Consider the following 22325-nt stretch of genomic DNA (forward strand, 5'->3'; position numbering starts at 1 on the left):
GCAAGTTTGAGATGGATTGCAGCGCGAATTTATTCGCCTGCAATCCCAGCCGTGTACCTTACGGCCTTAGAACTTCTTCTCACACTAAGACTGCTGGCGTCACCTCACTGCGCCGCGCCACCCGAATATCGAAATCCCCTGCCTTATAGGGGGTGTCGCCCATGTTGATCTCCATCCGCACGGACTCATAGGCCAGTTCCGGCAGATTGTTCTCCTTGCTCAGATGGCCCAACAGGATGCTTTTCAGCCCGTCATGCAGAATACGGCACAGGAGCCTGCCCGTATTCTCATTGGACAGATGCCCCCGCTCCCCCAGAATCCGCTGCTTCAGATAATAGGGATAAGGCCCTACCTGGAGCATGTTCACATCATGGTTCGCCTCCAAAAGCAGCGCGTCCATTCCTTTAAGGCATTCCACCGTATAGTCATTATATACTCCCAGATCCGTACAGACAGCCACCCGCCTGCTGCCATAGGCGATTCGATAGCCCACCGGCTGCGCGGCGTCATGGGAAATCCGCATGGGATTGATGGTCAGATCCTTTATGATGAATTTCTGGTCCTCCCGCACCTCATGGAACAGCCCCTGGTCCACATTGCCCAGCCCCGAACAGTTCCTCATGGCCGCTATAGTGCCCGCCGTGGCATAAACAGGTATCCCATACTTCCTTGCGATAACGCCAAGGCCCTGTATATGGTCCGCATGTTCATGCGTTATCAAAATTCCGTCTATATCATTTCCCGAGAGATCCAGTTCCTTTAAGCCCGCCTCCGTCTTCCTGCCGCTTATCCCTACGTCCACAAGCAGATGGGCGGCCTCCGATCCCACATAGATACAGTTTCCGCTGCTTCCGCTTGCGATGCTGCATAATCTCATTTTCGTCTGATTCCATCCTTCTTAATGTCTTTTAGCTGTCCCGGACAGCCTTTCATCAATCTGTCGACAGCTTTCGGCAAAATCGCCGCTGTTGTCTATTATGTAGTCACAGTTTTCCCGAAACTGCTCTTCCGTCAACTGACTGGACATAATCCGCGCGATTTTCTCCTCGCTGTAGCCCCTGGAGGCCCGGAGCCTTTTTCTCCTGACAGCCTCATCCGCATAAATATACCACATCTCGTCCACCAGCGCAAGATATCCTCCTTCAATCAGGAGCGCCGCCTCCACGAAAAACAGCTCTGTCTCCTCCGCCGTTTTCGCCTCCGCCAGCCGCTCCAGAAGGAATTTCCTGACCGCCGGATGGATGATGCCGTTTACCTGTTCCAAAAGCGCAGGATTCGCAAAAATCCTGTCCGCCATGGCTGCCTTGTCAATCTGCCCGCTTTCGTCCGTCACATCCTGCCCCAGCAGCTCCACCAGGGCGTCATAGCATTCTGTCCCCGGCTGCTTCACCAGATGCGCCACCTCGTCCGCCAGATAGATTTCACACGGATAGCGCTTTCGGATATAATTCAATATCTCGGATTTTCCGGCACCGACGCCTCCCGTAATTCCTATGAAACGCATTTACGCCCTCCTGTCCAGTGCCGCCTCCTGTTTTCCTGCCGGCCTTTTCCATCACGCAACCGCAGCCCGATCCGTACGGTGCCCGCTGGATTTTGCTCCCTTTCGCCATATAATCCGCCGCGCTGTCTTTCCGATGGGCTTTTCCGTTTTTGTCTGTCCCGCTCCATCACTTTGCCTCATACCAGTTGTCCCCGGTATGCAGATCCACCTCCAGCGCTACCGCCAGGTCCGCTGCCTCCCGCATGTTCGTCAGGAGTATCTGCCTTACCTGTTCCTCTTCCTCCCGGCAGGTCTCTATGACCAGCTCATCGTGAACCTGCAGAATCAATCTGGACTTCAGGCCGCTCTCCCGCAGCGCTTTCCAGACCCGTATCATGGCAATCTTGATGATGTCCGCCGCCGTGCCCTGTATGGGCGAATTCATGGCCACCCTCTCTCCAAAGGAACGCTGCATGAAATTCGAGGATGTCAGTTCCGGAACGGGCCTCCTCCTGCCGAACATCGTGGTGACATACCCCTTTTCTTTCGCCTCACTGACCAGATTGTCCAGGAATGTCTTGACCCCCGGATAGGTGGCGAAATACTGTTCGATATAATCCGCCGCCTCCTTCTTGCTGATGCTCAGATCCTGGCTCAGGCCAAAGGAGCTGATGCCGTACACAATGCCGAAGTTCACGGCCTTGGCGTTGCGGCGCTGGAGATCCGTGACCTCCCCGGGATGCGTATGGAACACCTTTGCCGCCGTGATTCTGTGGATGTCCTGATCCATATGGTAGGCCTCTATCAGCTGCCCGTCCCCCGACATATGGGCCAGGACGCGCAGTTCAATCTGGGAGTAGTCCGCATCCATGAACTCGCAGCCCTCCCTGGGCACGAACACCTTTCGGATGCGCCTGCCCAGCTCCATGCGCATGGGAATGTTCTGCAGGTTCGGCTCCGTGGAGCTGATGCGCCCCGTGGCCGTGATGGTCTGGTTGAAATTGGTATGGATTCTTCTGTCCTCACCGATATAGACAGCAAGGCCGTCCGCATAGGTGGATTTTAGCTTGGTCAGCTGCCTGTACTCCAGAATGTCCCTGACAATGGGAGCCTCCTCCGAAAGCTTCTCCAGCACGTCCGCCGCTGTGGAATACCCGGTTTTGGTCTTCTTGCCGCCGGGAAGCTTCATGGTATCGAACAGAACCTCTCCCAGCTGTTTGGGGGAATTGATATTGAACTCCGCTCCGGCCTGTGCGTGGATGGACCGTTCCAGATCCTGAATCCGCTCCACCAGCGCGTCGCCGTAAGCTTTCAGCTCTTCCCTGCGCACCTCCACGCCCTCGCGCTCCATATCGTACAGCACCAGAGACAGCGGCATCTCCATCTCCCGCATGAGTGTCTCCATGCCGGCATCCTCCAGTTTTCTCTCCAGCACATTTGCCGCCTGATACGACACATAGGCCCCGTAACAACAGTACTCCGCGAACTTATCCGGCTGCGCCTGCGCCGCGTCCCTGCTCTTCTGCTTGCCGAAACATTCCGCCCAGCCGGGAATCTGCAGGTTCAGATGCTCGGCGGCAATGGTTTCCAGCGCATAGTCGCTTTTCAGCGGATTCAGCAGATAGGCCCCTATCAGGATATCGAAATAACGTTCAGTAGTATCCTGTTCCAGGTATGGGTACAGCCTCTTGATGTCAAATGCCGCGATCCGCGCTCTGGCAGACAGCGCTTTCAGCCCCTCCGCGCAGACGGCGGCATCCTCGTCTTCCTTTTGCTTCTCCTCATACTCCGCAAAGAAAGAAAGCTGCATATTTTCCTCCGCCGGAAATGCATAAAAATATGTCTCTTCCCCCACGGATGCCGCAGCGGCCAGGAGAACGTCCCCCTCCGCAGCCAGATATAGGCCTGCGCGCCGGCCGTCCTTTATCTTCTCTATTTTTCCCAAAAATGCCTTAAGACTCTCCATCCTCCGGAAAGTGCCGGAGATGACACTATTGTCGTCTTTCTTCTCCTCGTCGAAGCGGCTGAGCATATTCCTGAATTCCAGTTCCTTGAACAGCTCATAGACCTCTTCCGTATAGAAGCCCTCCGCCCTGGAAGCCTCATAATCAATGGACACATCGCTGTCCGTCCTGATGGTGACCAGCGCTTTGCTCAGATCCGCCAGCTCTCTGTTCGCCATCAGGGATTCCCGGATGCTCTTCTTGGATATTTCCTCCACATGGGCATAAATATTTTCCATGGAGCCGTACTGCACCATCAGTTCCGTGGCAGTCTTCTGCCCTACCTTGGGCACTCCCGGCACATTATCCGAACTGTCACCCATCAGAGCCTTCAAATCTATGAACTGGAGAGGCGTCACCTGAAAGGCGGCCAGCACATCCTCCGGATAATAATCCTCCACTTCCGTCTTCCCCATCTTGGTCTTGGGGATTCTGATTTTGATATGCTTATCCGCAATCTGCAGCAGGTCCCTGTCGCCGGACAAAAGAGACACCTCCAGCCCCTGTGCCTGCGCTTTCTTTGCCAGCGTTCCCAGAATATCGTCCGCCTCCAGCCCCGCATGCTCCACGATGGTCACGCCCATGGCCTTCAGCACATCCTTCATCACAGGCACCTGCTGCCGCAGCTCTTCCGGCATGGGTTTCCTGGTGCCCTTGTATGCCTCGTACATCTCATGGCGGAATGTAGGCGCATGCACATCGAACGCCACCGCAAGGAAATCCGGTTTCTCCTCTTCTAAAATCCGGAACATAATATTCAAGAAACCGTATATAGCATTTGTGTGCAGCCCCTCCGCATTCGTCAGGTCCGGCACCCCGTAAAAGGCCCTGTTCAAAATGCTATGTCCGTCTATCAGTACAAGCTTTCCGCCCTTCTCCATCACATTTCCGCCTCTCCGAATTATACTCAAGACCGCCAGAATTTACAAATCTGCCCAAAGCAGGCATATATGGCTGGCGCTCTTTCGTTGCAGTTTACTGCAATTTTCACTAACATGCAGTACCATATTCCAAAATATCACAGCAAAATCCAAACGAACGCGCTGACAAGCAGGCACGCGGCCACAAGCTCCATGGCAATTCCCGCATACAGGAAAGCACAGTTTACCTTGATTTTCCGCCTGGTCTCGTCCAGGCGCTCTCTCAGCTCGGACTGCAGGTCGAAAGCATTGCCGTCCTCCAGGCGCTGCATGCCCTCCGACACGAGGAACCGGATATCCAGTTCCTCTTTACACTCCTCACAGGACTCCCTGTGCTCATAGAACCGCTTCAGGGTAGGGAAGTCCAGCTTCCTCCCGATAAAGCCGGGAATCAGCTTCTCGAATTCCCTGCACTCCGCATTTTCTCTCCTGTTCCACACTGTCAAGCATGCCACCTCCTGCCCCTCTTACGCATATCGTACACACCGTTTCGTCAAAATATGGAAATCGGCTCAGTTCTCCAGCGCCTGGGCGATATCCGCAATCAGATCTTCCTTGTCCTCGATTCCGCAGCTGATGCGAATCAGCTCCGCGGGCACGCCTGCCTCTTTCAGCTGCTCGTCCGTCATCTGGCGATGGGTGCTGGAAGCCGGATTCAGGCAGCAGGTGCGGGCATCCGCCACATGGGTCTCGATTGCCGCGATCTTCAGTTTCTTCATGAAGCAGCCGGCCGCCTCCCTGCCTCCTTTCAAGCCAAAGGAGACTACGCCGCAGCTGCCCTCCGGCAGATATTTCTGCGCCAGGGGATAATACTTATCGCCCGGCAGGCCGCAATAGTTGACATAAGCAACCTCCGGATGGTTGGATAAAAATTCCGCCACCGCCAGGCCGTTCTCACAGTGGCGCTTCACGCGCACATGCAGGCTTTCCAGGCCCAGATTCAGGATAAAGGCGTTCTGGGGGCTCTGGACGGAGCCGAAATCCCGCATCAGCTGCGCGGTACATTTCGTGATGAAAGCGCCCTCTTTGCCGAACTTCTCCGCGTAAGTGATGCCATGGTAGCTGTCATCCGGCGTGCAGAGTCCGGGATATTTGTCCGCATGGGCCATCCAGTCGAATTTGCCGCTGTCCACGATGGCACCGCCTACCGCAGCGCCGTGGCCGTCCATGTACTTCGTGGTGGAATGGGTCACGATGTCCGCGCCCCACTCGAAAGGCCGGCAGTTGACAGGGGTGGCAAAGGTATTGTCTATAATCAGGGGCGCGCCGTGGGCATGGGCGCATCTGGCGAACTTCTCGATATCCAGTACGGTCAGGGCAGGATTCGCGATGGTCTCGCCGAACACAGCTTTAGTATTCTCCCGAAAAGCCTTGTTCAATTCCTCCTCTGTGGCATCCGGGCTCACAAATGTCACATCAATGCCCATTTTTTTCATGGTGACGGATATCAGGTTGAAAGTGCCGCCGTAAATGGTGCTGGAGGAAACAATATGATCCCCGCAGCTGCATATATTAAAAAGCGCATAGAAATTTGCGGCCTGCCCGCTGCTGGTCAGCATTCCCGCCGTACCGCCCTCCAACTGGGCAATCTTCGCCGCCACATAGTCGTTTGTAGGGTTCTGCAGTCTGGTGTAGAAATAACCGCTGGCCTCTAAATCGAAGAGCTTCCCCATCTCCTCGCTGGTATCATATTTAAAGGTAGTGCTCTGGATAATCGGTATCTGGCGAGGCTCCCCGTTTCCCGGCGTGTAACCGCCCTGTACGCATATGCTGTCGATTTTCATTCTGGTTTCCTCCTGTGTCTGGACTCTGTTTTGATAGGCTGTATGCGAATCTACTACTCAGTATACACATTTCAGCAGGGAAATTCAACCATTTCTCGCTCTGGTAAAAAACTTAGCATATCTTTGCAAAAAAACAGAGCGCCCAAAGACGCCCCGCCTTAAGTCAGGTTCCGCTCCCTGTCAATCCTGTGCCACCATTTCCTTGTAGAACTCTGTATAATCCGTCCGCTTCTCATTGGTGAACTGGATGGCCGCTCTGGGATGCTGGTTCAGAAGCCCTGTCATCAGGTACTGTAAATCATACCCCCACACCACGCCTTCATTCTTAAGCTGGTTCATATATTTGTCCACGAACCGGATGGCAGGGTATACATTGTACTTGGGATTGCGCAGGAAACCCAGCAGCAGCTCCATGGCACAGTTCCCTGCCCCTCTTCCCATAGAAGCGTAAGTTGCGTCTAACCAGTCCACGCCGTCTCCCACCGCCTCGATGGTATTGGCGAAAGCCAGCTGCTGATTATTGTGGGCATGGATTCCCACTTTCTTGCCGTATTTCGTGGCAAATTCCAGATACATGTCCGCGAAACGCGCAATCTGCTCCGGATACATGGCGCCGTAGCTGTCCACGATATACAATACATCTACAGGCGTCTGCCCCAGGATATCCAGAGCCGCCCGCAGTTCTCCCTCCAGGGAATGGGAAATGGCCATGATATTGCAGCTGACCTCATATCCCTTTTTGGAGGCATCCTCAATCAGATCGACGGCCCCCGGAATCGCGTTCACATAAGCGGCTACCCGAATCATGTCTATGGGGCTGTCCGTCCGGTCGATGATATCCGTCTTCTCGCACCTGCCCACGTCTGCCATCACGGCAATCTTCAGATCCGTGGCATTCTCACCCACGATTTTCCTGATATCCTCATCCTTGCTGAATTTCCACTTGCCGAACTTATCCTCATCGAACATTTCCTTAGACGCCTTATATCCGAACTCCATATAGTCCACGCCGGCCCGCAGGTTCGCCAGATACAGCGCTTTTACAAATTCATCGGTAAAATAGAAATTATTTACCAGTCCGCCGTCGCGCAGCGTGGCATCCACTACCTTGACATCCGGGCGGTACGCAATCAGATTCGATATTTCTTTCATGGCTTCTCACTCCTTCTGCATTTGCGGCCTGAAAATATCTTTACCACGGATATATCTTCATTCATGCCGCTGATTCATTTCATCGCTCCTTATGATTTTAGCGGTTTAAAGTGCGGAAGTCAAGAGTTATTTTCCATTTATCCAATTCCGCAGGGGATTAATCTCTTTCGCCTGTTTCAGGATATCCTTTCTGTTCGCCCTTATATAGGCTTCCAGCTTACTCACTTCCTCCTCCGTGAAGCCCTCTGACTTCACCACGATTCCCTCGGGCAGGATGCCCTCCGCGTAATCTATGGAGTGCCCCTCTTCCATGGAATGCTTTTCTTCCATGGAATGCTTTTCTTCCATGGAATGCCTTTCTTCCATTTCCCGCAGAAAAGAGAGCCGCACGATTTTCCTGCCCTCTTTTTCCACAACACAGGAAATCAGCATTTTCACTTCATCCATGCTTTTCCCCCCTTCCGCCAGATGGCAAAAATCAAAAAACGCTTTCACATACGCTATGTCCTCTCCAGTAAATCTTCCGGTATCTTCTCCACAAATTGAATCTTCCTGCTTACAACACCCTAATATAAAACAAAAACCGCCGGAACCCATGATTTTACTGGTATCCAAGCGATTTTAAATGATGCCGGCAGCGGGACTTGAACCCGCACGTGGTTGCCCACAACAGATTTTGAGTCTGCCTCGTCTGCCATTCCGACACGCCGGCCTATATGCTGCGAAGCTTATGCAGAAAATCCCTCACAACACATCAATTCTATCACAGAAAATGTCCTTTGACAAGCAATAATTTTCCATTTTCCACTTTCGCACTATTTATTCTTTTTTAAGAAATTGTCTAAAAATTATATCCAGGCAGCCCTCAAACATACTGCATCTCAATCCGGATATCATTCCCATGCACCGCCACATCCGCCATGCTTCCCACGACAACCGGCATCATGGGAGGCAGATGTCCCAGATCCACATCCATGATGACCGGCACATTCTTGCGCCCGGCCACCTCCAGCACCGCGCCGTAAGCATCCAGCCCCATCATAGCCTCTCCGTTTGCGGGCCTGCCAATCAGGAATCCCTTTACATGGGAAAGCCAGCCAGCCTCCTCCATCTGCCACAGGCCGCGGCGGATGGCGAATACGTTCAGGTCGCAGGCCTCCAGAAACCAGATAATGCCGTCCTCCCGGTATCTCTCCGTGAATTCCCTGGTCCTGTCGAAACGGGTACCCAGCAGGTTCACCAGGCAATCCAGGCAGCCTCCCAGAAGCCTGCCCTGAAACCGCAGATCTCCCGAAACGCTTTCTCTGCCCAGATAACTGCGGATGCTGCGCTTTTCCGTCAGATTATAGGGTGCCAGCGGGTTCTCCTCGCTTTTGAGGGATTCTTTCTCCCACATCTCGTATCCATGTACTACGGCCCTGCATCCTGCCGAAATCCTCTCGCTGCTGTTCCGGCCGTCTCCTGCTTTTTCTGTATCCCTTTCCGCGGCATCCTGCCCCGTCAGGATGCCGAATGCGTCCGCCAGGGCCTCATGCCATGGCTCCATGCCAAAGGAGGGCGCACAGGGGCCATAGACCGAAGCCGTGTCCGCCAAAGTCGCCAGCAGATAGGTCAGATTCGTATTGTCAGAATACCCCATGTACCACTTCGGCTCGGCCTCCGCGAGCTTGCTGAAATCCACATAAGGCAGGACTTCGCACATCAGTTCTCCCCCACCGCAGGAAATCAGGCAACCCGCCTCCTTTGAGAGGAACATCTCCATCACTTCCCTGGCACATTTCTCAGGCGTATTGCTGATGCCGATGCCCTCCCCGGCGTAGCAGTTCGGGCCGAATACCGTGCGGTATCCCATCCCCTGCCACTTCTTGACGGCATGATCGAAAGCCGTCCGGTACGGCTCGATATTGCACCCAAAAGACGGCGCCAGAAACCCGATTGTGCCTCCCCGGGACAAAAATTTCGGATATCTCATGTCAATTCTCCCTGCTCTTTATTACATTTCCCATTCTGCCGTCCCGGCCCACGAGTCAGTCAAGCTTCCGGGAACATCCTGTCAAATACCTCAAATCCGTCAAAAGTAGCAAAATAGTCCTTCGGCGTCTCCGCCCGGCGAATCAGCTCTGCACTCCCGTCCTCACGAAGCAGCAGCTCCGCCGATTTCAATTTCCCGTTATAATTATATCCCATGGAAAAACCGTGAGCGCCGGTATCATGGATTATGATATAATCTCCAATCTCCACCTCGGGCAACATTCTGTCAATGGCGAACTTATCATTATTCTCACACAGAGACCCCACCACGTCATACATATGGTCATGGGGCGCATCCTCCTTGCCCAGCACTGTGATATGGTGATAGGCCCCGTACATAGCCGGACGCATCAAATTCACCGCGCAGGCGTCCACCCCCACATATTCCTTATGGATATGCTTCTCGTGAATCACCCTGGTCACCAGATGCCCGAAAGGCCCCGTCATATAGCGCCCAAGCTCCGTATACACCGCCACATCCCCCATGCCGGCAGGCACCAGAATCTCTTCATATGCTTTCCTTACGCCCTCTCCGATGGCCCGGATGTCATTGGGCTCCTGGTCCGGCCGGTAGGGAATCCCGATTCCCCCCGACAGATTGACGAAAGCGATATGGGCCCCTGTCTCTTTCTGCAGCTCCACCGCCAGCTCGAACAGCTGCCCCGCCAGCGTGGGATAATACTCATTGCTCACCGTATTGCTGGCCAGAAAGGCATGGATGCCGAAATGCTCCACTCCCTTTTCTTTCAAAATCCGAAAACCATCAAACATCTGTTCTCTTGTAAAGCCGTACTTAGCATCCCCGGGATTGTCCATAATGTCCGTCCCCAGAGAAAAATATCCGCCCGGATTGAAGCGGCAGCTCAGGGTCTTCGGCAGATAACCCAGTGTCTTTTCCAGGAAATCAATATGCGTAATATCGTCTAAATTAATGGTGGCACCCAGTCTTGCCGCCAGGGCGAACTCCTCCGCAGGTGTCTCGTTGGAGGAGAACATGATGTCCTCCCCGCGCAGCCCCACCGCCTCGCTGAGCATCAGTTCCGTATAAGAGGAACAGTCACAGCCGCAGCCGTACTCTTTCAGAATCTGAATCAGAAAAGGATTGGGCGTGGCCTTCACCGCAAAAAACTCCTTATATCCTTTATTCCAGGCAAAGGCCTCCTTCAAAGCCTCCACATTCTCACGAATCCCCCTCTCATCATAGATATGAAAGGGGGTTGGATATGATTTTACGATTTCTTCAATCTGTTCTTTTGTGACAAATGCTTTCTTTTCCATTAGTCCTCCTCTGTTTCTCCAAAGTCGGCACAGGCGACTTGGAATTCCGGATTATACATTCTCAATCTGCCAGTCGACAGGCTCCAGTCCGTTCTCCTCCAGGAACCTGTTGGTCTGGCTGAAAGGCCTGCTGCCGAAGAATCCATTGCGGGCAGACAGAGGGCTTGGATGTGCTGCTTTCAATATCAAATGCTTCGGATTGTCCAGCATTTTCTCTTTCATCTGGGCCGGACGGCCCCAGAGGATGAAGACAATAGGCCTGTCCTGCTTGTTCAGGACACGTATAGCCGCGTCCGTGAACTCTTCCCAGCCTCTCCCCCTGTGGGAATTCGCCTGATGGGCACGGACTGTCAGGACCGTATTCAGCATCAGAATGCCCTGCTCCGCCCACTTTACCAGATAGCCGTTATTGGGGATATAGCACCCCAGATCATCCTGCAGTTCCTTATAAATATTCACCAGGGATGGCGGAACGTCCACCTCCGGCTTTACGGAAAAGCATAGCCCATGGGCCTGTCCCACATTGTGATAGGGATCCTGCCCTATGATGACCACCTTCACTTTGCTTAAGGGAGTCAGATGAAAGGCATTGAAAATATCGTCCGCAGGCGGAAACACCTGTGTGGTATTATACTCTGTCTTCACGAACTCATACAAAGTCTTATAATAAGGTTTATTGAATTCCGTCCCCAGCTCCGCCAGCCAGTCATTTGAAATCATTCCCATCGTTTGTATCCCTCATCCTTCCTCATATTGTATATGCCAGAACATCCATTCTAAAGCAAAAGCAGGCAATTATCCTCTCCCTACAGCCTGACGCTGACTCCCCGGCTCCGCAGGTACTCTTTCACCTGCCGGATTTCCAGTTCCTTATAATGAAACAGCGACGCCGCCAGCACCGCCTCGGCCCCCGCTTCCGCCAAAGCCTCATAAAAATGCTCCGGCCTCCCTGCGCCGCCGGACGCGATTACGGGTATCTCCACCGCATCCGCCACCGCTTTTGTCAGCTCCAGATCATATCCTGCCTTGGTGCCGTCTCCGTCCATGCTGGTCAGCAGAATCTCCCCCGCTCCCAGCCGCTCCGCCTCCATGGCCCATTCCACCGCATCCAGTCCTACGTCCACCCGGCCGCCGTTTTTGTATACGCTGTAGCCGCCGGAGTGCCGCCTCTTGGCGTCGATGGCCACCACCACGCACTGGCTTCCGAATTTATCCGCCGCGTCGGATATCAGCCCTGGATTCATGATTGCCGCCGAATTCACGGAAATCTTGTCCGCGCCCTCCCGCAGAATGGCCCTGAAATCCTCCACCGTGCGGATGCCTCCGCCCACCGTGAAAGGGATGAACAGCTCCGAGGCCACCTGGCGCACCCACTCCGTCCGGGTAGCCCTGCTGTCCGAGGAAGCCGTGATATCCAGGAACACCACCTCATCCGCGCCGGCCCTGTCGTAGGCTGCCGCCACGTCCGCAGGGTCTCCCGCGTCTTTCAGATTCACAAAATTGATTCCTTTTACCACCCTGCCGTCCTTGATGTCCAGACAGGGAATCACCCTCTTTGTATGCATTCTGTCTCCTCTGCCTGACAAATCAATCTTCCAACCCGCATACCCTGCAGAAATTCCGCAGAATCCCCATTCCGGTCTCCGAGCTCTTCTCCGGATGGAACTGACAGGCGAACACATTTCCTTTTTCCACAGAAGCATGGATTGTCACGCCGTATTCCGCGGTGGCCGTGACGATTTCCTCCTCTGCCGCCTGCAGATAATATGAATGCACGAAATAGACATAGCTGCCGTTCTGTGCGTCCTCCCCGCCGATTTCCTCGAACAGGCGCCCTCTCCGGGGATAGCGCAGATTGTTCCAGCCTATATGCGGCACTTTAAGCCCTTTCTCCTGAGGAATCCGCAGAATCTGTCCTCTCAGAATACGGAGCCCCTCCACGCCCGGGCTCTCTTCGCTGCCCTCGAACAAAAGCTGCAGTCCCAGGCAGATTCCCAGAAAAGGCCTGCCGCTGTCCACATACCGGCGAATCACGTCCACCAGGCCATAAGCGCGCAGCTTTCCCATTGCATCCCCGAAAGCCCCCACACCCGGCAGAATTACGCCGTCCGCGTTCTGAATCGTCTCCGCGTCCCTGGTAACTGTCGCTTCCTGTCCCAGATGAATCAGGGCCTTCTCCACGCTCTTGATATTTCCGGCATCATAATCGATTATCGCAATCATACTGCTCTTATCTCACATTCTGTCCATGTCTTAAGCATTATTGCAGCAACTATTTATCGCAATTCCGTCTTCCTGCATCAGTCATCTAAGAAAAGGCCATCGTCAAGCCCTGCCTCTTCCGGCAGTTCATCCGGAAGCGCTTCCGCGCTTTCATCCGGCTGATTATCCGGCTCTCCCTGGACTTCTTCCGGGATTTCTTCAGGAACATCCTCCGGCTGCAGGGGTACTGCCGGAGTGCTTCCGGCGCCATAGCCTTTACCCCCCGCCACAGCGGTGACGGCTCTGGTATACTCTATGCTGCTACCTATCGCCGCGATTTCCTTAGCCTGGTCCTCTGTGATGCCATATCTGTCAAAAAGGATGCCGATGATTCTGGCATAGATTTCCTCTACCTCCGGCAGGGCCTCACACTGAGCGGCATACTCATGAACCGCCGGATATTCATTCACCGTCTGGAGCAGACTGTCGAGGGCCTGCACTTCGGTGCCATACTGCATGACAATATCGTATTTGCGGCACTCCTGCTCCATGTAGAGAATGCTCTCTGCCTTTCCATACATCTGTGCCTGCTCATCGCTGAGCTTCTTGCCGTACAGGTTCTTGTAACAGGTCTCATAATCCCCATTTTTGTAAGCTTCCGCCGCCTCCTGCTTCACGGAAAAATCCACTGCCAGATTCACGAAGATGAACACCACCGCTCCCACCGTAGCACCCAAAAGCAGAATGGGCAATGCTTTCTTAAAGGTAATCTTCTTGCCCGCATAAGGCTCAGGCTCTTTCTTTGGTTTCTTCGGTTTCGGCGGCTTGGCAGGCTTCGGTGCTTTTTTCTTCTTCTCCTTTTTCTTCGCCGGTTTCTTCGCTTTCTTTGCTTTCTTTCCTTTGTCCCCGGCGCCCTTTTCCTGGTCTAAATCCCGAAGGATTTCCTGATTTTCATCCGAAAGCGGAATGTCTTCGTTCTCCGGCTCTTCTTCCTCCTCCATCAGCATCGAAATGATTTTGGTCATAAGACCGCCCTTCTGCTTCGGTTTGGGCTCTTCCTTTGGTTCACTGGAGATATCAGGAATAAAAGCATCTATCTCTTCCATATCCAATTCCATGATATTGGATTCCGCTGTATCTTCTTTCTCTGGCTTCACGCTTTTTTCTTTCATCCTTTCCGCTTCTAATGTCTCCCTCTCCCGGGCAGCATCATATTCTTCTCCCAGTTGATTCACGCTGAAGCCTTTCCCTTCCCGCGAATCATCATCCCTCTTCTCGTCTCCCAGTTTCCCCGCATCGGAGACAATGCTGTCAAGCAGGTCCTTGTCCTGGAGCAGGTCGAACTCTTCTATCTCTCCAGTCCCCCCTTTCCTGCTCTTCTCCGGCTCCGCGGCCTCTTCCGCATCTCTGCCGCGTTTATTCCGGAGCTTCTCGGCTTTCGCTGCTTCCTTGTCCGCCTTTTTCCTTGCAGCCTTTTCGGCCTTTTCCTGCGCTTTTTGTTGCTTCTCCAGCGCTTTCCGTTCTTTGGCGCTCATGGGCTTTTCCACCTCTTCTGCAGTTCCTTCTATATCTGCCAGCAGCTTATCTACCGGGTTCCGCTGAACGTCTGCCTCTTCCGCGTCGCCCGCATCAATCGTCTCCTTTCTGTCAGATTTTTTCAGCATATCCTGAATATCCGACAGATCGTCATCATGGTTCTCGGTTTTCTCCAGCATATCCAGGACATCCTCCTGAATATCCTCCCCAGGAGACTGTTCCCCTGAACCTGTCCCCGCGCTTTCAGCCAAAAGCCTCTCTATCTCCTCTGCCGACATTTCTGTGACAGCGTCTATTCCATAGCTTTCAGTTTCTTCATTTCCATTTATGTTTCTCTCATTGGAAGACATGTCTTCTCCTCCGATTTCTATGAATGCCCTCTTCATTATTACCGGCTCAAAATATCCATTCCTATTTTATCACAGCTCTCCCAGCCAATCAATCGCATTCTTTGAAATTCCACATCCCTTTTCTGCTAATTCTTTTGTCAATTGATACAATTTTTCATGAACTCTGCATAAATATGCTTTCTGGTTAAAAAATGCCACTTTCTCAAAAGGCCAGCGAATCACGGAAGGAAAACGCATCCCCACACCCAGCTCCAGCACGAACAGCTTGTGATTCAGGGTTCCCTGGAGCCATTTTGTATAGAGCCTCCACTGTTCCAGATATCCCGCTTCATTATAATTTTCCGCGTACACATTATTCAGCACCAACCCGGCGCTGCACTCCGGACAGGTTTCTGACAGGGAAAAGCCCTCCTCCGGGAAGCGGCCCGCGTACAGTTCCTCAAAAAAGCGGTTCATCCTGTCCTTGTCCTGCTCCGTCACCGCAAGCAGCGTCCCCTCGCAGCCTTCAACGCACTGCTTCATCTGCGAAGAGCCGCAGGGCATCACCACCCTGCCCACCGAGCCCGCCCTGCTGTGCATGGATACGGAGACCACAAAATGATTCTTTCCCCCCAGGATGCCCGCCAGCTTTTCAAATCCCGCGTCCAGAGCAGCGTTCCCGGTCTTTTTCACGCAGAATTCGTTCCACGCGGGTATCAGCCAGTGAAAACCGTTTTCCTTTAACTTTTCACCGCCAAAGCGATACATTTCCTCCCGGCGCAGAAATCCCGTTCCGTCGAAATCCTCTCCCAGTCCTACCAGCACCATATCCGACTGTGCAAACGTTTCCAGAATCTCATCATTCTTCATCTTACCCACCCTGGAATGCTCCTCTTCCATCGAAAAGCCTCTCTTCCATGTTGTCAAATCCGAAGTCTTTTTACAGGAAAAAGCTGGGAGCACATCCCAGCTTTTTCAGACTTTTATATATTCAAGTGTCTTTCCTCAACAAGCTGATCTATTATTTTTACCAGATTGCCTATCTCAGGTTTGGACAGCTGAGCGTCTGCTCCCAACGCTTCACCCTTTCTGCGCATCTCGTCGTTCACGAGAGATGAGAACAGGACTACCGGAATCCTCGCCGTGGCCTCGTCCGTCTTAATCAGCTTGGTCAGCCTGTGTCCGTCCATCTCCGGCATCTCGATATCGGAGATGACCACCCGCACATTATCATGCAGCGTACCCGCCTGCTTACAATGCGTTATGATATCATAGGCCTGCTTTCCGTTCTCCACATGAATCAGGTTCTCATATCCTGCTTTCTTCAGGCAGTCCACAATCAGTTTGTTCAACAGGGCAGAGTCCTCCGCAATCAGAATGGGAACCGTGCTCCTGTGCCGCTCTCCCAGTTCGTTGATGTCGGAAATCTTCAGCCCGGTCTCGGGATTGATGTCCGTGACAATCTTCTCAAAGTCAAGAATGATAATCAATCTGTCTTCTTTCTTGACGATGCCGATGGCTACGCCCTCCTCCGCAGTGGAAATCGTGACCTCAGGCTTGATGATCTCCGTCCAGGACACTGTATGGATACCCAGGACGCTGTCCACATGGAACGCGATATCCAGCTTATTGAAATTCGTGATGATGAATAGTCCCTTGGGTTCCGACTCACCGCGTCCGAGGCAGTTCTTCAAATCGATTGCCGTAATCATCACATCCCGCGGCATGAATACGCCCTCTATGCTGGGGTGTGCATTGGGAATCGGCGTAACCGGCTCGTATTTCGTAATCTCCCTGATTTTCGCCACATTGATGCCATAGTAGTTGTCGCCCAGCTTGAATTCCAAAATCATCAATTCGTTCGTGCCGTTTTCCAATAAAATCTTGCTGTCGTCCATATTTATCCATATCCTTTCCTGGCCGGATTCTATCCAAAATAAGAATAGTTCCCGCTCTTTATCGTGCTAGAGAAAAGCCTATAGTATTATCTTAACATATTTGTGCGGAAAAGGAAACTATAATCTTCAAAACTTACCAAAATTTTTTGACCTCAAATATTCTCATTCCGGATGGTGTCTATGATATTCTTTCTGTTGATTTTAGCCATGGAATAGCGCATAATGATATATAACAGCAAGGCTACGGCGGCAACGGACACCAATATGCCCGTCCAGGGAATCCGGAAATCCATCACGAATCTCTTCCCCAGCCCTCTGTGGAACAGCGCGGATATCAGCAGCCCCGCCGGGATGCCGATGCACAGCGCCTTGCCTCCGTAGAACACGCCTTCCAGCCATATCATGCGCCTGAACTCCTGCCCGGTCATCCCCACGGAACGCAGCATGGCGAACTCCGGGGCCCGCAGCTCCATGTTGGTGGTGATGGTATTGAAAACATTGGTGATTCCGATCAGCGCCACTACCGCAAGAAAGCCATACAGGAAAATCCCCACCACCAGAAGCATGCTGTGCTGGCTTCTGTAAAACGCCAGATAGTTCATCACTGTAAAATACTGCAGCTGCTGCTCGCTTCGGATGCGGTGTTCCAGCGCGTCCGCGTCCCGGCATTTCAAATAGACCTCTATATTATCATATTTCTGCAGTCCCGGCATACTGTCCATGAGTTCATCTTCCACAATCAGCAGCAGACGGTAGGACGAGCCGGCAAGATGCATGGGCTTTGCGGTAGTCTGTTTCAGAATCTCTATCTTTGCCCCGGAGGATTCACCTATTCCCTGCAGGATGTCTCCGGGCCTGAATTCAGCGATATTTCCCTCTTCTATATACGTTTTTCCATTTTCCGTACTTTCCGAATAATAATCCGCTATCGCCAGTGCTTTGCCTTTTGCCTCCTCCACGGACACTCCTGCCTCCCTGCAGTAACGCGCATAGGCCTCCTCTCCGAGAGAGCATACTATTATCTTGCCTTCACCCATCTCTTCCTGCTCTGCGTACTCTTCCCGCCACTCCGGCGTATAGGGAATCTGATCCCATCTGACAGTCAGGCTCGCTTTCCGTACAATCTCCCCTTCTTCCACACCTTCCATTTCCGTAATGGCCACCGCATCATCATAAAAATCCCACTGATAAATGCTGACCTCCAGCTGATAGGGCGGTTCCTCAAAACGGGTGCCTACGGCCAGGGATACCAGATCCACAAACGTGGTCATGCCTATGAATATGGCCACGCTTACCACAATGGACACCACCGTGGTGCGGTACTTCACTCTGGCCCGCTTCAGATTCTTATACGCGATTTTCCCTCCGATGCCGAACAGGTTTCCGATACATCCCGGACAGCGGACGCTCTTTCCCAGGTTCACCGTGTCGTTGGCCCGGATAGCGCTGATGGGCGAGATTCCCGCCGCCCGCCTTGCGGAGCTGTGCGCGGAGAGAAATACCGTCACCGCTGCCAGAACCGCCGCCAGAAAGGTCAAGGGCACGGAAATGCCGAACACCAGCCCGAATCCCATGGCATCTTTCACCAGGAAACTGACTCCTTTTACCAGAATGACAGAAGCAGCCAGTCCGCTGGCCACCCCCAGAGGAATGCCGACAAAGCTTAAGAACCTGGCCTCATAATAGACCATTTTCCGCTGCTGCGCCGCTGTGGTCCCCACAGAGGCCAGACGTCCGTAGAGCTTCATCTTCTCTGTCAGGGATATGACGAAGCTGTTGCGGATGCAGAATACGCTTGTAACGATGATGACTGCCACGGCCACCGCCGACATGGCGTACATCATATTCATGACGCCGGATGAAAATAGCATCAGCTCCCATTTCAGGAGCCAGTAGTTCTCCTGCACGGAGGAAGCCACCGTCTTGATCTCCCGCATCTCCTGATCTGTGCAGTCTTCCCGCTCCCCCTCTTTCCAGCGCACATACAGCTCCTCGGATACGCCCAGGATTCCGGCTGTCACCTGATTTCTGTGGCGCAGGCCCTGCTTCGTGTAAGAGGCATACACGTCCGCCACTGCCGCCTGTCCCGGAGCCTCCAGACGAGTAAACGCCGAATAGCCCGGAGCCGTTACAGGCTCTACCTCTCCATTAGGCCGCTCTATGATACCCACCACCGTAAAGGTCTTCCCGGTTCCCGGCTGGAATGTCTCCTCATCGCTTTGGTAGGGTTCCCACTGGGTCAGCGTGTATCCATCGGAAAGCCGCTCTCCCAGGGACAATGTCAATCGGTCCCCGACTTTCATCTCCACGAGGCCATTGCTGCTGACATGCCGGCTCACTACAAGCTCTGACCCATTCTCCGGCATCCGCCCCTGCAGAAGGGTCAGCGACAGCATAGATTCCGCCTCTTTGTCCGCAGCCATGACATACAGATAGGGCTTATCCGGGTTCTGGCATCCCTCCAGAACAGCGTAGCCCAGCTTTTCCGTCAGGCCGTACTTCTCTATCTGCCTGTTGTTCTCAAAATATTTCAGGTACTCCTGTCCCACATCCAGGAAATGGTAGTGAAAATCCCCATTCTGCTGCTTCTCATAGGCAATCAGGCTGGTGCGGAAGCTCTCCGCCAGGCAGGCCACAGCCGTAATCAGCGCCGTGGCAAGTATGACTCCGATAATAGTCACCGCAGTGCGCTTGCGGTTCTCTTTCATGGAGCGGTAACTGCATTTCTTCAGTATGTTCACCTCGCCACCTCCCAATGCCTGTCGTATACACAGCCATCCTCGATGCCAAGGACTCTGTCCGCCTGCTTCGCCAGCTCCAGATTGTGGGTAATCATGATTACGGTCTGCTTATATCTGCGGTTGGAGACTTTCAGAAGCTCCATAATCTCATTTCCGGCCCGGGTGTCCAGGTTGCCGGTGGGCTCATCCGCCAGCAGGATGGCAGGCCTTGTGATCAGGGCCCTGCCAATCGCCACGCGCTGCTGCTGACCGCCCGACAACTCATTGGGCAGGCGGTTCAGGCGCTTGCCAAGCCCCAGCAGCCCTGCCAGATCCTGCACCAACTCCCGGTCCGGCTTACGCCCGTCCAGCTCACAGGGCAGAGTCAGGTTCTCCTCCACAGTCAGCACAGGTATCAGATTATAGAACTGATAAATCAGCCCCACCTGCCGTCTTCTGAAAATCGCCAGTTTATCATCGTTCATTCGATATATATCATTGTCCTCTATCAATACTCTGCCGGAGGTAGGTCTGTCTACGCCGCCCAGCATGTGCATCAACGTGGATTTTCCGCTGCCCGAGCTTCCCACAATCGCCACGAACTCTCCCTGAGCCACGGAAAGATTGGCATCGTTTACCGCGACTATTTCATTGTTCCCTTTCCCATATACCTTGCATAGATGCTCTGTACGCAGAATCTCCGCGGAGCGCATGGGCTCCCTTGACGGCATTTCGCACACATTCTCCCTTTCCCTGTTGTCTTTCTCTCTCATAATTACCTGCCTTTCCAGAAATCATATCTCTTTAACGATTTCAGTATAAAAGGCTAAAATGACATTTCCGTGACATTTTGAAAATTTTCATCCGTGCTTAAGGTTTGGAAGAATGTCCAAATCCCCGCACAAAAAGCGAATCCGGAAAACTGTACCCCCGTCCCTGTGGCAGTCTGCCGTAAGACAGCCCCCCTGTTTCTCCACGATTTCCCTGGCCAGCGCCAGCCCAATCCCGATGCTGTCTTCTCTGGCACAGTCCCCCTGATAAAAACGCCTGAACAGTTTCTTCTGCTCCTCCTGTGTAATCCCTTTGCCATGATCCCTGACAGCAATCTGCACATAGACTTCATTGACCTCACCGCTTATCTCCACTATTCCGCCGTCAGGACTGTACTCAATAGCATTCTTGACAATATTCAGCAATGCCTCCTCCGTCCATTTCCTGTCCACGAACAGCCCGATATCCTCCGGAATCTCTACGGAGAAAGTGATGCCTTTCCACTCCGCCGCAATTTCCAGGCGCCGCAGCACATCCTCTGCCAGCGTCTTCCCGGGAATCCATCCCCGCTCCAGCTCCACGACACCGGCATCCAGCCTGGACAGCTTCAGCATGGTAGTCACCAGCCATGACATACCGGTAAGCTGTCTCGTGGCCTCTCCTAAAAAACGCTGCCTCGTAGCCCTGTCCATATCCATGTTCTCAGACAGATTATCCAGCAGCACAGTTGCCGAGGTAAGGGGCGTCTTCAGCTGATGGGAAATATCCGCCATGGAATCCGCCAGTCTGCGCTTCTGCTCCAGCGCCCTCTTGGCCTGCTCTTTCAAAAGGACTGTCAGCTTATACAGCTCATTGCGCAGCCCGCTCAGCTCATCATCGGCATTGTTCTCCACGTCCAGCCTGTAATTGCGGCGGTTCAGCGCCTCCATATAGCCTGTCAGGCCCTGAATCCTCTCCTGCCGCTTTCCGAAATACAGATAAAGCAGAATTCCCATCCCACAAAAAAGCAGCAGCAGAAAAAGATTCACGCCGGCACACAGCCGCGCAAACAGCCTCTCCTGCCCCGTAAAAGACGTGCCTGCATACTCTTTCAGAATCCCATATCTCCCAAGGATATCCGCTCCGAATTCCACATTATCCTGGCGATTCAGGATGAGAACCAGCTCTTCCTCCGCCACCTCCGGATAAGCCGCGACAACATTTCCAAAGACAGCAGCCAGCAGATTGCAGTATTCTGTCCGCATCTGGTTCCTGTAAACCACCATGCACAGATTCAATGTCAGGATGCACATACAAAGACAGGTCAGAAACATCGCTGCCAGTTTTTTCAGTTCCTTATTCCAAGCCACTTTCATTCCGACTCCACCTCTTACCTACTCCGGCTCCACTCTGTATCCCATGCCCCGCACTGTCTTTATGAACTGGCCATCGCTGTCCCCCAGTTTCTCCCGAAGACGCTTCATGGTTACTGACAATGTATTGTCATTTACAAAATTCCCTGATATGTCCCAGATATCCGCCAGAATCTCATCCCTGGTAAAAAGTTTGCCGGGACAGGAAATCATATTGCTCAGAATCCTATACTCCAGCTTAGTAAGCGCCAGCTCTTCCCCACAGCGCGTCACCCTGCCGGTCTCCGTATTCAAAGCGATATTCCTGCAGCGATATACCGGATTCCCTTTCCCGTTCCTGCGCAGCACCCCTCTGATGCGCGAAACCAGTTCCCGGTTGCGGAATGGTTTGATGACATAATCGTCCGCCCCTATGTCCAGCCCTTTTACCACATCGGCCTCATCCTCCTTTGCCGTGAGGAAAATGACCGGTGTCCTGCCCTCACGCTTTATCCTCCTGCACAGCTCAAATCCATCCCCATCAGGAAGAGCGATGTCAAGAAGCGCCAGTCCGCATTCCTCCTTTGCCAGAATCTCAACGGCCTGAGCGATGCCTCTGGCTGTCACCACCTGGTATCCTTCCTGGGAAAGCAGATATTCCAATCCCATGATGATTGCCTCATTATCCTCCACAAGCATGATTTTCATCGTCTTCCTCCTCACAGGCAATACCTATATGCAAAAAAAGAGCAGTTCATTTATCCATACCGAATAAATAAAACAACTCTTCTCTGACTTCTAATGATTGTACCCTCAAAACCGAATACTGACTGCGGAACCCGCATCTCCCTGGTTAAGCCTGCGTCCTATTAGTATGCGTCAGCTGT

19 protein-coding genes and 1 tRNA gene are annotated in these 22325 nt (G+C 53.0%); all 20 read right to left on the bottom strand.

Going from position 1 to position 22325, the window contains the following annotated elements; genetic code table 11:
- Window positions 1-79: 79 nt before the first annotated feature.
- On the bottom strand, window positions 80-877 hold the full coding sequence (locus NFS35_RS22775) for an MBL fold metallo-hydrolase (RefSeq protein ID WP_251209360.1): 798 nt from the start codon (window positions 875-877) through the stop codon (window positions 80-82).
- Window positions 878-898: 21 nt separating this feature from the next.
- Window positions 899-1504 carry a dephospho-CoA kinase gene (gene coaE, locus NFS35_RS22780; RefSeq protein WP_251209361.1) on the bottom strand — a complete coding sequence of 202 codons (606 nt, stop codon included), beginning with the start codon at window positions 1502-1504 and terminating at the stop codon, window positions 899-901.
- Between the two features lie 166 nt (window positions 1505-1670).
- Window positions 1671-4367, bottom strand: a complete 2697-nt coding sequence (polA, locus tag NFS35_RS22785; RefSeq protein WP_251209362.1) for a DNA polymerase I — start codon at window positions 4365-4367, stop codon at window positions 1671-1673.
- Window positions 4368-4504: 137 nt separating this feature from the next.
- Window positions 4505-4852: a hypothetical protein gene (locus NFS35_RS22790; protein WP_251209363.1), complete on the bottom strand. Its 348-nt coding sequence runs from the start codon at window positions 4850-4852 to the stop codon at window positions 4505-4507.
- Between the two features lie 66 nt (window positions 4853-4918).
- Window positions 4919-6190: an O-acetylhomoserine aminocarboxypropyltransferase/cysteine synthase family protein gene (locus NFS35_RS22795; protein ID WP_251209364.1), complete on the bottom strand. Its 1272-nt coding sequence runs from the start codon at window positions 6188-6190 to the stop codon at window positions 4919-4921.
- Between the two features lie 180 nt (window positions 6191-6370).
- Window positions 6371-7342, bottom strand: coding sequence for an aldolase catalytic domain-containing protein (locus NFS35_RS22800; protein ID WP_251209365.1), 972 nt, complete (start codon window positions 7340-7342; stop codon window positions 6371-6373).
- 126 nt (window positions 7343-7468) lie between these two features.
- A complete protein-coding gene (locus NFS35_RS22805; protein ID WP_251209366.1) occupies window positions 7469-7789 on the bottom strand; it encodes a hypothetical protein in 321 nt (106 codons plus the stop codon).
- Window positions 7790-7971: 182 nt separating this feature from the next.
- A tRNA-Leu gene (locus NFS35_RS22810) sits at window positions 7972-8054 on the bottom strand.
- A 153-nt stretch (window positions 8055-8207) separates the two neighbouring features.
- Window positions 8208-9314 carry a S66 family peptidase gene (locus tag NFS35_RS22815; RefSeq protein WP_251209367.1) on the bottom strand — a complete coding sequence of 369 codons (1107 nt, stop codon included), beginning with the start codon at window positions 9312-9314 and terminating at the stop codon, window positions 8208-8210.
- A gap of 59 nt (window positions 9315-9373) precedes the next feature.
- Window positions 9374-10651, bottom strand: a complete 1278-nt coding sequence (locus NFS35_RS22820; RefSeq protein ID WP_251209368.1) for a diaminopimelate decarboxylase — start codon at window positions 10649-10651, stop codon at window positions 9374-9376.
- 51 nt (window positions 10652-10702) lie between these two features.
- Entirely contained in the window at window positions 10703-11377 is a 675-nt protein-coding gene (locus NFS35_RS22825) for a uracil-DNA glycosylase (RefSeq protein ID WP_251209369.1), read from the bottom strand.
- Window positions 11378-11457: 80 nt separating this feature from the next.
- Complete coding sequence (hisF, locus tag NFS35_RS22830) at window positions 11458-12216, bottom strand: imidazole glycerol phosphate synthase subunit HisF (RefSeq protein ID WP_251209370.1); 759 nt, start codon at window positions 12214-12216, stop codon at window positions 11458-11460.
- 22 nt (window positions 12217-12238) lie between these two features.
- Window positions 12239-12874, bottom strand: a complete 636-nt coding sequence (gene hisH / locus NFS35_RS22835; protein WP_251209371.1) for an imidazole glycerol phosphate synthase subunit HisH — start codon at window positions 12872-12874, stop codon at window positions 12239-12241.
- Between the two features lie 77 nt (window positions 12875-12951).
- Window positions 12952-14739 carry a hypothetical protein gene (locus NFS35_RS22840; protein ID WP_251209372.1) on the bottom strand — a complete coding sequence of 596 codons (1788 nt, stop codon included), beginning with the start codon at window positions 14737-14739 and terminating at the stop codon, window positions 12952-12954.
- Window positions 14740-14808: 69 nt separating this feature from the next.
- The gene (locus NFS35_RS22845) at window positions 14809-15597 is read right to left on the bottom strand and encodes a hypothetical protein (protein ID WP_251209373.1); all 789 of its coding nucleotides are present in this window, start codon (window positions 15595-15597) and stop codon (window positions 14809-14811) included.
- Window positions 15598-15701: 104 nt separating this feature from the next.
- Window positions 15702-16616 carry a chemotaxis protein gene (locus tag NFS35_RS22850; RefSeq protein WP_251209374.1) on the bottom strand — a complete coding sequence of 305 codons (915 nt, stop codon included), beginning with the start codon at window positions 16614-16616 and terminating at the stop codon, window positions 15702-15704.
- Window positions 16617-16768: 152 nt separating this feature from the next.
- The gene (locus NFS35_RS22855; RefSeq protein WP_251209375.1) at window positions 16769-19357 is read right to left on the bottom strand and encodes an ABC transporter permease; all 2589 of its coding nucleotides are present in this window, start codon (window positions 19355-19357) and stop codon (window positions 16769-16771) included.
- Window positions 19354-20067: an ABC transporter ATP-binding protein gene (locus NFS35_RS22860; protein ID WP_408629649.1), complete on the bottom strand. Its 714-nt coding sequence runs from the start codon at window positions 20065-20067 to the stop codon at window positions 19354-19356. The genes NFS35_RS22855 and NFS35_RS22860 overlap by 4 nt, the downstream gene beginning before the upstream one ends.
- A gap of 129 nt (window positions 20068-20196) precedes the next feature.
- Window positions 20197-21462 carry a sensor histidine kinase gene (locus NFS35_RS22865; protein ID WP_251209376.1) on the bottom strand — a complete coding sequence of 422 codons (1266 nt, stop codon included), beginning with the start codon at window positions 21460-21462 and terminating at the stop codon, window positions 20197-20199.
- A gap of 18 nt (window positions 21463-21480) precedes the next feature.
- Complete coding sequence (locus tag NFS35_RS22870; protein WP_251209377.1) at window positions 21481-22146, bottom strand: response regulator transcription factor; 666 nt, start codon at window positions 22144-22146, stop codon at window positions 21481-21483.
- Between the last annotated feature and the right edge of the window lie 179 nt (window positions 22147-22325).

It is taken from the genome of Acetatifactor aquisgranensis (genome assembly GCF_943193215.1).
Lineage (GTDB): Bacteria > Bacillota > Clostridia > Lachnospirales > Lachnospiraceae > Acetatifactor > Acetatifactor aquisgranensis.